Origin of the sequence: Caballeronia sp., from assembly GCF_049581465.1 — a bacterium.
GTDB lineage: Bacteria > Pseudomonadota > Gammaproteobacteria > Burkholderiales > Burkholderiaceae > Caballeronia.
Window position 1 is genome coordinate 20,274 of record NZ_JBAUSA010000737.1, and the last position, 13,613, is coordinate 33,886.

The following is a 13,613-nucleotide window of genomic DNA, read 5'->3' on the forward strand; positions in this document are numbered from 1 at the left end:
GGCCTTCGCCCCGTTTTCACGGCTTGCTGGCCATTCGGCCATGTTTCGAACGCCTTATCTGCCTGCCGGATGCTCGAAACATGGCCGCATGGCCAGCGCCTTAACGATTCGGTCCAAAGCGCGGATAATCGACCCGTCGCGGCCGTCCATGGCCGCTCGGCAAGCAATCAGTGCAAGTCGGATCGACAGCCCGCCGACCAAAGCCCGATTCAACAGGAGAACAACGTGGTGAGAAGGACCGAGACAGTGGCAACAGGCAGCGAGGCGGACGGCGTGTACTTTGGCTTGATGTCAGGCACGAGCATGGACGGCGTTGACGGCGTCGCGGTGCTGTTCGCGCAAGGCAAACAGCCTGCTGTGCTTGGCGAGGCGCACGTCGGCTTTTCGACCGGCCTGCGCGACGCACTTTTCGCTCTCCAGTCGCCGGGCGACAACGAACTCGAACGCGCCGCGCTCGCGGCGAACGCGCTTGCGACTCGCTACGCTGTGTGTTGTCATGAGTTGCAGAGCATGAGCGGGGTTTCGGCCAACAAAATTCGCGCGATTGGTGTGCATGGACAAACCGTGCGGCATCGGCCCGAAAAAGGCTACACCTGGCAGATCAACAACCCCGCCCTGCTCGCCGAGATGACACGTATCGACGTGATCGCTGACTTTCGAAGCCGCGATGTCGCCGCGGGCGGCCAGGGCGCACCGCTCGTTCCCGCCTTTCATTCGACCATTTTCGGCGCCAAGAACGAAACACGCGTCGTGTGTAACCTTGGGGGCATCAGCAATATCACGATCCTTTCCGCGAGCGGCACGGTGCACGGTTTCGATTGCGGGCCGGCAAACGCGTTGCTCGACGAATGGGCGCAGCGTCATCTGAAGCGGCCCTTCGACGAAGGCGGTCATTTCGCGGCGCAAGGCCAGGTTGATAGGTCGCTGCTGAACGTACTATTAGATGAACCGTTCTTCGAAGAGCGGCCACCCAAAAGCACCGGGCGCGACTTGTTCAATCCGGCATGGCTCGACGCCAAGCTCGCGGGCTTCGAAACCGTTTCCGCTGCCGACGTGCAAGCTACGCTCGTCGCGCTGACCGCGCTCACGCTCGCGCGGGAAATCGAACGTCACGCATCGGATTGCCGTGCTGTGTACGTGTGCGGCGGCGGTGCGAGAAACCCGGTATTAATGAGGGCCCTGCAGCAGGCGCTCGATGAAACCGGCGTATCGGGCGCGCCGGTGCTGACCACCGACGCGCTCGGCGTACCGCCCCAGCAAGTCGAGGCGCTGGCGTTCGCATGGTTGGCTATGCGTTGTGTGGCGCGCGAGGCGGGCAATGTTGCCGCAGTGACTGGCGCGGCCGGAGAGCGGGTGCTCGGCGCTGTTTATCCACGATGAGCGGGTAAAGAGCGTGGCAACACCGCATCCGTCCGACAACGCGCTTAAAAACCGCGCGTAAAACGAAAACGGAGCCCTAAAGCTCCGTTTTCACTACCGCACGATCACAAACCGTCCGCTGATCTATAACTTCCAGAAAGACTTCCGGAGAAGCTAAACCATCAAACCGAAAACGATGAACCGCAACCGCACGTGGTCGTTGCATTCGGATTCTTGATCACGAATTGCGCACCATTCAAATCGTCTTTGTAGTCGATCTCAGCGCCGACCAGATACTGGTAGCTCATTGAATCGACCAGCAGCTGTACGCCGCTCTTGTCCAGCACGGTGTCGTCTTCGTTCACGGCTTCGTCAAACGTAAAGCCGTACTGGAAACCCGAACAACCGCCGCCTTGCACGAATACGCGCAGCTTGAGTTCCGGATTACCTTCTTCGTCGATCAGTTGCTTGACCTTGTCTGCTGCTGCGTCGGTGAAAACGAACGGCAACGGCATTCCGGTCGTGGTGGTTTCGGTCGTGGTGGTATCGGTGACAGCGTTCATTCGCACTCTCCAGAAAAGCTTCTAGACGTTATTGTAGGGCCGATCTCGATATCGTGCTGGAAGCCCATGAAATCAATAGGCTATCTGCGAACGCCATCTGAAATTTGCAATCCGCACGCAAAGAACAACGAACAGCGCGACCGGCATCAAGAAAAAAGCCGCCGGCGCGATGCGCGCAGGCGGCTTTTTCGAGCAATTTCGCCATCCGAACAACGAGATGGCGAAACCACACAAACACATTAACGCTTCGAGAATTGTTTCCTGCGACGTGCCTTGTGGAAACCAACTTTCTTACGTTCGACTTCACGAGCATCGCGGGTAACGAAGCCAGCTTGTGACAGCGTGGGCTTCAGCGTTGCGTCGTAGTCCATCAGCGCGCGGGTGATGCCGTGGCGAACTGCACCGGCCTGACCCGTTTCACCGCCGCCGTTCACGTTGACCTTGATGTCGAACGTGGTGGCGTGGCTCGTCAGTTCGAGCGGCTGGCGCACGATCATCAGCGACGTTTCGCGCGAGAAGTAATCAGCAATGGGCTTGCCATTGACAATGATCTCGCCCGTGCCGGACTTGATGAACACACGAGCAACGGCGCTCTTGCGGCGGCCCGTACCGTAATTCCAATTACCGATCATATGGGCTCCCTTTAGATCTCGAGCGCTTTAGGCTGTTGGGCCGTATGCGGATGCGTTGCGCCTGCGTAGACCTTGAGCTTCTTGATCATCGCGTAGCCGAGCGGACCTTTCGGCAACATGCCCTTGACCGCTTTCTCGAACGCGCGGCCCGGGAAACGTTCCTGCATCTTGTTAAAGGTCGTTTCGTAGATGCCGCCCGGGTAACCCGAGTGACGGTAGTACTTCTTGTCGGTACCCTTGTTGCCCGTGACGCGCAACTTACCAGCGTTGATGATGACGATAAAATCGCCAGTGTCGACGTGCGGGGTGAACTCGGGTTTGTGCTTGCCGCGAAGTCGGGCGGCCACTTCACTGGCGACACGTCCGAGAACCTTATCCGTCGCGTCAATCACGTACCATTCACGCGTCACCTCATGGGCTTTTGCGGAAAACGTCTTCATGATCGATCCAAAAAATAATTCTGCCCTGTGATGTCCCGCTTGTATGTAAGTGCGCATCTAGGCGCGTGCGGGCTCTCCCTGGTTCCCGTCCGCGGGCATGGTGCGGATAGAGAACTTTGAATTATAAGGGAATTTTCAATACGAAGTCAAAATTTGCTCGTTCGGCAAGCTGATTCGGCTTAATTTCGTCTGAGTTTGCAGGCAAAAGCGCTGCTGAAACCGCCTTTCTGGCCGAATCGGACAACCGAATCTTGCGTTGCCGTCCACTGACCGGTCCGACCGGTCTACGAGCGCCGCACCCAAAAAGATGGCCGGCGTCGCTTCCATTCAGGCAAACCGCTACAATTTATCGACCATACGCATGCGCCATGTGGCGCCGGAGTTTGAGCATGGAATGCACAGTAAGCTGGATGGGACAGGACGGAATGGCATTTGCCGCAGAAACAGGCAGCGGCCATTTGGTCACGATGGACGGCGCGCCCGAAGGCGGCGGCCGCAATCTCGCCCCTCGCCCGATGGAAATGGTGCTGCTGGGAACGGGCGGATGCACCGCCTACGACGTCGTGATGATCCTGAAGAAAAGCCGCCAGGATGTCGCCGGCTGCTCAGTCACGCTAAAAGCGGAGCGCGCGAGCGATGATCCCAAGGTATTCACAAAGATCCACTTCCACTTCACGGTCACAGGCAAAAATTTGAGTCCGGCGACAGTTGAACGCGCGATCACCTTGTCGCACGACAAATACTGCTCAGCGTCGATCATGATCGCGAAGACGGCTGAGTTGACACATTCGTTCGATATCGTCGCGACCTGAGGCTTCAAAAACTCAAAAAATAAAAAGCCGGCGTCGTGACTGACGCCGGCTTTCTTTTTTGTATAGCGACAAAGCAGGCCGATAAGCCGGATTCTGTGCACGCGCCACACTCGAAAGTGCGGCGCGCGTGGCCGTCATTCCTCTAGACGCGCCATTACTGACGCGCTCAAGCTTCCTACCCGCAGACGAGACGGGGGCCCCGTCCTGCATCGCGAAGATGCGCGCCTGCCTACTTGGAATTGCTCCGGGTGGAGGTTACCTTGCCGGTCTGCCTTGCAGCAGCCGCGGTGCGCTCTTACCGCACCGTTTCACCCTTACCTGATCCCCGAACTTGCGCCCGGGGCCATCGGCGGTTTGCTTTCTGTTGCCCTGTTCCGCGTGTCGCCACGGATGGCCGTTAGCCATCACCCTGCCCTGTGGAGTCCGGACTTTCCTCGCCCTTTTACATTTCAGCGTCGAAATGGAAAAGGCCGCGACCGCCTGGCCTACTTTGCCGCGCGAATTTTAACACGGGGTTACCCCCTCCTCCCCGCCCTGAAAACCTGACGGTCGTCGTAAAACGCCGGTGATTCGTTTTCCGGCCACCACCCTGGCACGCCAAGCACCGGCAGCGGGGTGAAACATCGGCTGGAAATGAGTTCATTTGTCAGGCTTTCGGATATCGCGTGGTCAAGCATGGCCCGGCGCTCAATCTCCGGTGCATCGAAGAAATCCAACTCAACGTCCACGATCCAAGCGTGTCCCGTGCAAGCCTTGTACGGCGTCAGCAGCTTTTCCAGCAACGCGTGGCCAAATAGTCGCACCTCGCACCGGCTCTCCCACGCGGCGCGCTCATCGACAAACAATCGACGCCACTCGAACGCTCGCAACGCCGCCGCAAGCGATGGGTCCGCACACGCAAGCAGAACCGCGTTTTCATCGAACAGCGTCAGGGCGTCACGCGCGGCGCCCCGCGTCGGACCAATGCCGCGCAGGTCGATTTCTTCCGCCTGGCGCGCGTTCAATGCCGCCTTCACGCGCGGAAACTGGAACCACATCGAAGCGTTGAAAAAGTCATGCAAGTTGTGCCGCGTAGGCACGCAACCAGTCGCCGCAATATGCCCTTCGTACGACGCACCCGTCGGCAGATCATCCTGGGCGATAAACGACAGCGGCTTGCCGCGCCCTGTCAGACGCGGATTTGCTAGCACATCGGCATTCAGCGTCTCGAGGTAGGGACCGTAGCCGTCGAGCGCGGCCTGACGCCAGCGTTCGCCTCGCGCCGCCAGCGGCAGAAGCCACGGGCTCGACCAGTCGATGCGCGCCGGCCAATCCCCGTCGATCATTACGCCAGTTTCCAGCTCACGGGCTCCCCGCCGCCGAGCGGAACGATCTCGTCGTCACCCGCCATGAACTCTGCCGGCAAGGTCCACGCCTGCCGACGCAACGTCACTGTCTCGCTCGCACGCGGCAGACCGTAAAAGTCTGCGCCATGGAAGCTGGCAAAACCCTCGAGCTTGTCGAGCGCACCCGCTTCATCGAAGGCTTGCGCGTACAACTCCATGGCGTGCAGCGCCGTGTAGCAACCTGCGCAGCCGCACGCGTGCTCCTTCAAGCCCTTCGGATGCGGAGCGCTGTCCGTACCGAGGAAAAAGCGCGGATTGCCCGAGGTAGCCGCAGTCACCAATGCCAGCCGATGCGTCTCGCGCTTCAACACCGGCAAGCAGTAGTAATGCGGCCGAATCCCGCCGACAAACAACGCATTGCGGTTATAGAGCAAATGGTGCGCGGTCACCGTCGCGCCGATCGGGCCTTCGGCATCGCGGACGTAATCGGCGGCATCCTTCGTGGTGATGTGCTCGAACACCACCTTCAGCGCCGGAAAATCGCTACGCAACGGCGTCATCACACGGTCGATGAACGCCTTCTCGCGATCGAACATATCGATAGCAGGATCGGTCACTTCCCCATGCACGAGCAGCGGCATGCCGTGCTCCTGCATCGCTTCGAGCGTCTTAGCGCACTTCGCGACGCTCGTGACGCCTGCGTCGGAATTGGTCGTCGCACCCGCCGGATATAGCTTCACGCCATGGACGAAGCCGCTTTCGCGCGCACGCAGGATTTCGTCGGGCGGCGTGTTGTCGGTGAGATAGAGCGTCATCAGCGGCTCAAACCGTGCGCTTGGACCGTCGGCCGGCAGCGCTGCGAGGATTCGCTCGCGATACGCCGCCGCCATCGCCGTCGTAGTAACCGGCGGCCGCAGGTTCGGCATGATGATCGCGCGGCCGAATTGGCGTGCGGTGTGCGGCAGGACGGTGGCCAGCATGGCGCCGTCCCGCACGTGCAGATGCCAGTCGTCGGGGCGCGCGAGCGTGACCGATGATTGCAGTTCAGGAGAGGAAATAGATGCAGCGGGAGAAGACGAGGAAGCGGACATTGGCGTGATGGCGACAAGAACGATCGGATAACGGGACGCTAAGCAACTTAAGCAACAGCGATCAGGCAAGAGGAGCCAAGGCGGACTCAACGACACATTGAGAAAATCCAGAGCTGAACGCCGCCAAAGCCGAGCGGTAAGCTTTGCCCAATTTGATTGGGTAACACCGTGGAAATTCCACAACGAAGCCGTCCTTCAGCCAAATACAGCATTTTTTGGCGGATTCGTCGGTGCTATCCTTGGGAAACCGTATTGTAACGGTTCGCTCCACTACCCAGCCTTCAGCCTCATCAATGTGCCAACTTCTCGGAATGAACTGCGCGGAACCCACGGACGTGACTTTCTCGTTCACCGGCTTCGCGGCGCGTGGCGGCGTAACCGACCATCACGCGGACGGTTGGGGCATCGCGTTCTTTGAAGACAAGGCATGCCGCCTGTTTATAGATCACCAGTCATCGGCCAGTTCGCCACTTGCTGAAATGGTGAAGCGCTATCCGATCAAATCGAAGAATACGATTGCGCATATCCGCAAGGCGACGCAAGGTCATATCCTGCTGGAAAACTGCCATCCGTTCATGCGTGAATTGTGGGGACGGCACTGGATCTTCGCTCACAACGGCGACCTGAAGGACTATAAGCCTTGCTTGAACGGCCAGTATCAGCCGGTTGGTACAACCGACAGCGAACTGGCATTCTGCGCGCTGCTGCAAGGCCTTCGCCGCGAATTTCCCGGCTGCCAGCCGCCGCTCGACGAGTTGTTCGCCGCGCTGGAAAAGCTGACTCGCGAAATCACGCAATTCGGCGTGTTCAACTTCCTGATGTCGAACGGGCAAGCGTTGTTCTCGCATTGCTCCACGCACCTGTATTACCTCGTGCGAAGCTGGCCATTTTCCACGGCGCATCTGATCGACGCCGACATGTCGATCGACTTCGCGAAATACACGACGCCGGAAGATCGTGTCGCGGTGATCGCCACCTCCCCGCTCACCGACGACGAAATCTGGACCCGCTTCGAACCGGGCGATCTGGCGTTGTTCCAGCACGGTGTGCTGCTCGAAACGGTGAATATTCCCGTGCCCCCGGACGTGGCGGATAAAGCGCGCGAACCGCTGTGCAAGGTGTGCGTCGAATCCGTACTAGCGATCGAGACGACCGCTGAAGTGGAGACGGAACTCGGGATCGAATAACGCGCGCAATAGCACTGCGCCTCGTTGCGGACTGGATTCAAGCTCGTTCCACTCACGGAGAAAGCCATGTCAGGAACGTTCGTTATCGACAAAGCCCGCAACGGCCAGTACTACTTCAACCTGCGCGCTTCCAACGGCGAGCCGATCCTGAAAAGTGAAATGTATGTGACGCGGGCTTCGGCGGAGCACGGCATTGCTTCGGTCAAGGTGAACGCGCCGCTCGATGAGCGCTACGACCGCATGACGGACGAAAGCGGCTTGCCGTTTTTCACGCTGAAGGGCGGGAACCAGGCGATCATCGGCGTGAGCGAGACCTATAGCAGCGCGGCCTCGCGGGATGCGGGCATTGAGTCGGTGAAAAAAAACGCGCCCGATGCGGCGTTGCGCGACAACACGAAATAGATCGATTTAACGTTAAAAAAGGCCGTTCCAGCTTGCGTTGGAACGGCCTTTCGCATTTTTCACCCTGCCACGATTTAGTGCAGGATTTTCGCCAAAAAGTCCTTCGCGCGATCCGAGCGCGGATTGTCGAAGAACGCGTCTTTCTTGTCGTCTTCCACGATCAACCCGCTATCCATAAAAATAACGCGGTTCGCAACCTTCTTCGCAAAGCCCATTTCATGCGTGACGCACATCATGGTCATGCCTTCCTGCGCGAGTTCGACCATCACGTCGAGCACTTCGTTGATCATTTCCGGGTCGAGCGCGGACGTGGGTTCGTCGAAGAGCATGGCAATCGGATCCATCGATAAAGCCCGCGCAATCGCCACGCGCTGTTGCTGTCCACCGGAAAGCTGGCCGGGGAATTTATCGGCTTGGGCGCTCAAACCCACACGATCCAGCAGCGCCAACCCCTTCACGCTCGCCTCATCCTTCGACCGTCCAAGCACCTTGATCTGCGCGAGCGTCAGGTTCTGCACGATCGACAAATGCGGAAACAATTCGAAGTGCTGGAACACCATCCCGACTTTCGCGCGCAGCTTCGACAGGTTGGTCTTTTTATCGCCGACCGATTGCCCGTCGATCGTGATCTCGCCCTTCTGGAACGGTTCAAGACCGTTCACGGTTTTAATGAGCGTCGATTTGCCGGAACCCGAGGGGCCGCACACCACCACTACCTCGCCCTTCTGAACTTCGGTCGAGCAGTCGGTCAGCACCTGGAACGAGCCATACCATTTCGAAACATTCTTGATTGAGATCATCGAGCGACCTTTTTCTGAAGACTTTTGACGAGCGCCGATGCAACCAGGCACACCACGAAATAACACGCGCCGGCGAACAGGACCATTTCGACGGTCGTGCCATCACGATCGCCGACGTTCGTCGCCGTGCGGAAAAAGTCCGCGAGGCTGATCACATAGACCAGCGATGTGTCCTGGAACAACACGATGGCCTGCGTGAGCAACAGCGGCACCATCGCGCGAAACGCCTGCGGTAGCACGATCAACTGCATGGCTTGCGTATAGGACATGCCGAGCGCGAACGCCGCGTTCACCTGCCCGCGCGACACCGCCTGAATGCCCGCGCGGATAATCTCCGAATAATACGCAGCTTCGAAGAGCGAGAACGCGACCATGGCGGAGACGAGACGAATATCGACTTCCGCCGACAGCCCCAGCACGTTCTGCAGGACCTGCGGCACGATCAGGAAAAACCACAGCAATACCATCAGCAGCGGTATCGAGCGGAACAAGGTCACGTAACCGCGCGCAAACAGTTCCAGCGGCTTGACGCTCGACAGGCGAAACAGCGCGAGCACCGTGCCCCACAAGATTCCGAATACCAGCGCAATGAGCGTGATTTTCAGCGTGATGATCGCGCCGGTCCAGAGCGTCGGCAGCGAACTGATCACGCTGCTCCAATTGAAATGATGCATCACTTGCCTCCAATGTAGCCGGGCAAACGGGTTCTCACTTCGACCCATTTCATCAATTGCATGACGACCAGGTTGATCAGCATGTACGCGAGCGTGACGGCAATAAACGATTCATACGACTGCGCGGTGTAATCGACGAGCTGTCGTGCCTGCGCCGACAATTCCAGCAAGCCGATGGTCGATGCCACCGCCGAGTTCTTGAACACGTTCAGGAATTCCGACGTGAGCGGCGGCACGATGATCCGGTAGGCGACCGGCATCAGGATGTATCGGTACGTCTGCCATTCGGTGAAGCCCATCGCAAGGCCTGCGGCGCGTTGTCCGCGCGGCAGCGCTTCGATCCCCGAGCGCACTTGCTCGCACACCCGTGCGCCGGTAAAGAGCCCGAGGCAGACAATGGACGATGAATAAAACTGCGCGTTCGGCGGGAGTTGCTTGAACCAGTTGCCGATGGAAACCGGCAACAATTCGGGTATCACGAGATACCAGATGAAGAACTGCACGAGCAGCGGAATATTGCGAAAGATGGCGACATAACCCGTGCCGATGGCGGCAAGCTTGCGGTTCGGTACGGTGCGAAGAATACCGAACAGCGAGCCCACCACAAGTGCGACGACCCATGAAGCCAGCGACACAACGACTGTCACCCAGAACCCGGATATGAGCCAGCCGAGATAGGTGGTCGGCTCGCCGGTCGATACGGGGCTCAGGAAAACGCCCCAATTCCAGTGGTAGGACATGGACTTCCTCCAAAAGAAAACGGAAGAAGCGCGCGCTCCTTCCGTTTCCATCAATCCAGCGGGATCGAATTAGTCGATTGCCTTGTCGTTCGGGCTCTTGAAGAGCGCCTTCATGTCGTCGCTTTCCGGGAAGTTCAGGTTCAGGCCTTTCGGTGGAATCGGATTTTCGAACCACTTCTTGTAGATCGCATCGCCTTCACCCGACGTTTCTACCTTGGCGATGGCGTCGTCGACGACCTTCTTGAACTCCGGATCGTTCTTGCGCAGCATGCAGCCGTAGGCTTCACGCGATTGCGGCGTACCGACAATGATGAAATCGCCGGGATTGCTCGACTTCGCGCGTTCGCCGGCCAGCAACGCGTCGTCCATCATGAACGCCACGGCACGGCCTGTGGACAACGTCAGGAACGAGTCGCCGTGATCCTTCGCGCTGATGATGTTCATGCCCATGTTCTTGTCCTGATTCATCTTGCGAATCAGACGCTCGGACGTGGTGCCGGCAGTCGTCACGACCGTCTTACCCTTCAGGTCGGCGAAATCCTTGATCCCCGAATCTTTCTTCACCATCAAGCGCGTGCTGATCACGAAGATAGTATTGGAGAACGCGACTTGTTGCTGGCGTTCGGCGTTGTTCGTGGTCGAACCGCACTCGATGTCGATCTGGTTGCCCGTCACCAGCAGCAAGCGATTCTGCGACGTCACCGATTTCTGCTGAACCTTCAGGTTCGGCATGTTGAGCTTTTGCTTGACGGCGTCGACCACCTTCAGCGCGAACTCGTACGAATAGCCGATGACCTGTTGCTTGTCGTCGTAATACGAGAACGGAACCGACGATTCACGGTAGCCCAGATAGATGTTCCCGGAATCCTTGATTTTCTTCAGCGTATCGTTGTTTTGGGCTTGAGCGCCTGAGGCGAAAACACTCAGCGCAGCGAGCAGCAGCGCGACTTTTTTAATCTTCATTGTTTGATCTCCATGGCGAAAACGGCGCAAGTTTAGCAGGGTAACAAAACTGAAAGAATGATTGTCGTTCACATCCGTCATTTTTAAGACACACATTGAAATGCCTTATGCAGCTTGTGTTTCAACCCTTTTCACCTGCGTTCGAATGCTCGTGATCTCTGTTTGAAGCGAGTCTGATTACGAAGAAAGGCGGCGTCCCAGAAGGACGTCGCCCAAAACGCTAATTCATGCCTGCCTATTGTGTTCTGTTTATGTGTTCGTATGCACATAAAAACATTGTCTTGGCGTGAATCATGGATACAGGCCGCGCATTTCGCGCGCCTGGAGAATGCGAGTACACGCAACGATAAACGCCGCCGTGCGTACCGAGACCTTGTGCTCGCTCGCTACTTGCCAGACCGCGGCGAACGCTTCGCGCATCACGCGTTCGAGCCGCTGGTTGATCTCGTCTTCCGTCCAGAAGAAGCTTGAGAAATCCTGCACCCATTCGAAGTACGAGACGGTCACGCCGCCCGCGTTCGCAACCACGTCCGGGATCACGAGAATGCCCTTGTCGTGAAGAATGTCGTCGGCGGCGGTGGTCGTCGGGCCGTTCGCCCCTTCCACCACGATCTTCGTCTTGATCTTCGGTGCGTTCACTTCCGTGATCTGGCCTTCGAGTGCCGCTGGAATCAGGATGTCGCTTTCGATCATCCAGAATTCGTCCTTGCTGACGGGATCGGCGCCTGCGAAACCGCCCACGCCGCCGTGCTTGCCGACGTATTCGAACAAAGCGACGGTATCGATACCCGACGATTTGTACAGCGATCCCGTGTGATCCTGCACGGCAACGACCCTCGCGCCGGCTTCCTGGAACAAGCGTGCTGCGATGCCGCCCACGTTACCGAAACCCTGCACCGCGATGCGGGCACCTTCGATCTCGAAGCCAATCCGGCGCGCCGCTTCCGAACCCACGACAAACACGCCGCGCCCCGTTGCTTCCTTGCGGCCGAGCGAACCGCCGAGCGATATCGGCTTGCCGGTCACGACGCCCGTCGCCGTCTGGCCCTGGTTCATGGAATACGTGTCCATCATCCACGCCATGATCTGTTCGTTCGTGTTGACGTCGGGCGCGGGAATGTCGGTATTCGGTCCGATGATGATGCCGATTTCGCTGGTGTATCGACGCGTCAGGCGTTCAAGTTCGCCGCGTGAGAGCGTGCGCGGATCGACACGGATACCCCCTTTTGCACCGCCGTACGGCACGTTGACAGCCGCATTCTTCACCGACATCCACGCCGACAAAGCCATCACTTCCGACAACGTCACGTCCTGGTGATAACGCACGCCGCCCTTGCCGGGACCGCGCGACATGTTGTGCTGCACGCGATAACCCTCGAAGTGAGTGACCGTGCCGTTATCGAGTTCGATTGGGCAATCGACGATCAGAATGCGCTTCGGGCGCTTGAGCGTTTCGAGCCAGCGTGAAAGCGAACCGAGATACGGCGCGACGCGATCGACCTGCTGGAGATAGTTGCCCCAGGGTCCGAGATGCGTGGAATCGAGATAGGAGGGAATGGCGTGCTGAACGGCGGGAACGTGCTGATCGTGCTGCGGCAATGTCATTGAAGCTCCAGCGGTGTGTGGAATGGCTTCATTGTCGAAAAATCGGATATTGAAATCCAATGCCGTTTGTTTATTGCGTTATGTCTTTCACGCATAACGTCAAAAACACTAGGTGGCTTGCGTTTCGCTTTTCTCCACTTTCGCCCGTTCTTCGCCTACGGCTTCCCATAGCTTTAGCAGGAGTTGCTGACGCGCATCGCCGCCCTTGGACGCCAGCTTGTCCCGGTAGAGCCGGATCTCCATCGTGAGCGTGAATTGGCCGGCGGGTGTTCCCCGCGTCCCGCGGTCGAGCCGGATCAGGCGTCCCTCATCGATTTCGTTCGCCACGGCGCTATGCGGCAGGAACGCGATGCCGTGTCCGGCCAATGCCATTGCTTTCAGGCCTTCGGCCATGTCGGTTTCGTAGACCTTGTCGAGATGAAGACGAACCGCCGATGTCGCGATGATCACCTCGGTCATGCGCCCGAGATAGGCGTTCGGCGTGTAGGAAAGATACGGGACGGGGGCATTGGCGGCGCCGGGCAGCGTGAAGCGTGCGCGACCGCCTTTGTTCACTGCCGAGAATGGGCTGATCGGCTCGGTGCCAAGCGTCAGCATGTCGTAGCGGGCGGGATCGAGCGCGACTGGATGGCTCGGATGGTGATAACCCATTACCAGGTCGCAACCGCCCTCCACTAGCGACAAAACCGCGTCATGGACGTTCAGCGCGCGCAGTCTTGTGTTGATGCGACCGAGTCGCGCTTCAATGTGCTGCAGCCAGCGCGGGAAATACGTCAGCGAAAGCGTGTGCGGCACTGCGAAGTCGATGGTCGCATCCGGCACGCCGCCCTGGCCCCGCAAGAGCGTGCGCGCCTCGTGGAATTGCGACAGCATCGCCAGGGCTTGTTCGTAGAAGACTTGGCCGGCTTGCGTGAGACGCGTGGGATAGACCGAACGGTCAATGAGATCCGTACCCAGCCAGGCTTCGAGCGCCTGGATGCGGCGGGAAAACGCAGGCTGCGTGATGTGCCGCAACTCGGC

The 13,613-nt window shown here is 58.6% G+C and carries 15 protein-coding genes and 1 other RNA gene; 4 read left to right on the forward strand and 12 right to left on the reverse strand.

Annotation, left to right across the window (positions count from 1 at the left end; translation table 11 throughout):
- Positions 1 to 246 precede the first annotated feature (246 nt).
- Positions 247 to 1,380 carry an anhydro-N-acetylmuramic acid kinase gene (locus WCA53_RS18135; RefSeq protein ID WP_423913567.1) on the forward strand — a complete coding sequence of 378 codons (1,134 nt, stop codon included), beginning with the start codon at positions 247 to 249 and terminating at the stop codon, positions 1,378 to 1,380.
- A gap of 161 nt (positions 1,381 to 1,541) precedes the next feature.
- Here the strand turns inward: WCA53_RS18135 and erpA are convergent, their stop codons facing one another.
- The 3 genes from erpA to rplM all read right to left on the reverse strand — a co-directional run bounded on the left by erpA (position 1,542) and on the right by rplM (position 2,994).
- Positions 1,542 to 1,922: an iron-sulfur cluster insertion protein ErpA gene (erpA, locus tag WCA53_RS18140; RefSeq protein WP_423913522.1), complete on the reverse strand. Its 381-nt coding sequence runs from the start codon at positions 1,920 to 1,922 to the stop codon at positions 1,542 to 1,544.
- A 239-nt stretch (positions 1,923 to 2,161) separates the two neighbouring features.
- Complete coding sequence (gene rpsI, locus WCA53_RS18145; protein WP_056355701.1) at positions 2,162 to 2,554, reverse strand: 30S ribosomal protein S9; 393 nt, start codon at positions 2,552 to 2,554, stop codon at positions 2,162 to 2,164.
- 11 nt (positions 2,555 to 2,565) lie between these two features.
- Positions 2,566 to 2,994 carry a 50S ribosomal protein L13 gene (gene rplM / locus WCA53_RS18150; protein WP_423913527.1) on the reverse strand — a complete coding sequence of 143 codons (429 nt, stop codon included), beginning with the start codon at positions 2,992 to 2,994 and terminating at the stop codon, positions 2,566 to 2,568.
- 389 nt (positions 2,995 to 3,383) lie between these two features.
- Between rplM and WCA53_RS18155 the strand changes: the two genes are divergently transcribed.
- Positions 3,384 to 3,806, forward strand: a complete 423-nt coding sequence (locus tag WCA53_RS18155) for an OsmC family protein (RefSeq protein WP_423913531.1) — start codon at positions 3,384 to 3,386, stop codon at positions 3,804 to 3,806.
- A 66-nt stretch (positions 3,807 to 3,872) separates the two neighbouring features.
- On the opposite strand, the gene rnpB is transcribed toward WCA53_RS18155, so the two are convergent.
- From rnpB to pyrC, 3 genes are all read right to left on the reverse strand, one after another.
- An RNA gene (gene rnpB / locus WCA53_RS18160) (RNase P RNA component class A) lies at positions 3,873 to 4,298 on the reverse strand.
- Between the two features lie 23 nt (positions 4,299 to 4,321).
- Positions 4,322 to 5,131, reverse strand: coding sequence for a DUF3025 domain-containing protein (locus WCA53_RS18165; RefSeq protein WP_423913534.1), 810 nt, complete (start codon positions 5,129 to 5,131; stop codon positions 4,322 to 4,324).
- Positions 5,131 to 6,222: a dihydroorotase gene (gene pyrC, locus WCA53_RS18170; RefSeq protein WP_423913537.1), complete on the reverse strand. Its 1,092-nt coding sequence runs from the start codon at positions 6,220 to 6,222 to the stop codon at positions 5,131 to 5,133. The genes WCA53_RS18165 and pyrC overlap by 1 nt, the downstream gene beginning before the upstream one ends.
- 293 nt (positions 6,223 to 6,515) lie before the next feature.
- Here pyrC and WCA53_RS18175 point away from each other — a divergent pair, with 293 nt between their 5' ends.
- Positions 6,516 to 7,409, forward strand: a complete 894-nt coding sequence (locus WCA53_RS18175; RefSeq protein ID WP_423913540.1) for a class II glutamine amidotransferase — start codon at positions 6,516 to 6,518, stop codon at positions 7,407 to 7,409.
- Positions 7,410 to 7,475: 66 nt separating this feature from the next.
- Positions 7,476 to 7,811, forward strand: coding sequence for a YegP family protein (locus WCA53_RS18180; RefSeq protein WP_423913543.1), 336 nt, complete (start codon positions 7,476 to 7,478; stop codon positions 7,809 to 7,811).
- 74 nt (positions 7,812 to 7,885) lie between these two features.
- Here WCA53_RS18180 and WCA53_RS18185 read toward each other — a convergent pair whose 3' ends face one another.
- The 6 genes from WCA53_RS18185 to WCA53_RS18210 all read right to left on the reverse strand — a co-directional run.
- Entirely contained in the window at positions 7,886 to 8,611 is a 726-nt protein-coding gene (locus WCA53_RS18185) for an amino acid ABC transporter ATP-binding protein (RefSeq protein WP_423913547.1), read from the reverse strand.
- Positions 8,608 to 9,285: a glutamate/aspartate ABC transporter permease GltK gene (gene gltK / locus WCA53_RS18190; RefSeq protein WP_423913552.1), complete on the reverse strand. Its 678-nt coding sequence runs from the start codon at positions 9,283 to 9,285 to the stop codon at positions 8,608 to 8,610. Before gltK ends, WCA53_RS18185 begins: the two co-directional genes overlap by 4 nt.
- Positions 9,285 to 10,025 carry an amino acid ABC transporter permease gene (locus tag WCA53_RS18195; RefSeq protein WP_423913555.1) on the reverse strand — a complete coding sequence of 247 codons (741 nt, stop codon included), beginning with the start codon at positions 10,023 to 10,025 and terminating at the stop codon, positions 9,285 to 9,287. Before WCA53_RS18195 ends, gltK begins: the two co-directional genes overlap by 1 nt.
- Before the next feature lie 69 nt (positions 10,026 to 10,094).
- Positions 10,095 to 10,988, reverse strand: a complete 894-nt coding sequence (locus WCA53_RS18200; protein WP_423913558.1) for a glutamate/aspartate ABC transporter substrate-binding protein — start codon at positions 10,986 to 10,988, stop codon at positions 10,095 to 10,097.
- A 291-nt stretch (positions 10,989 to 11,279) separates the two neighbouring features.
- A complete protein-coding gene (locus WCA53_RS18205; protein WP_423913560.1) occupies positions 11,280 to 12,593 on the reverse strand; it encodes a Glu/Leu/Phe/Val family dehydrogenase in 1,314 nt (437 codons plus the stop codon).
- 108 nt (positions 12,594 to 12,701) lie between these two features.
- The coding region (locus WCA53_RS18210) for a LysR substrate-binding domain-containing protein (protein WP_423913563.1) at positions 12,702 to 13,613 on the reverse strand (912 nt) is incomplete at its 5' end.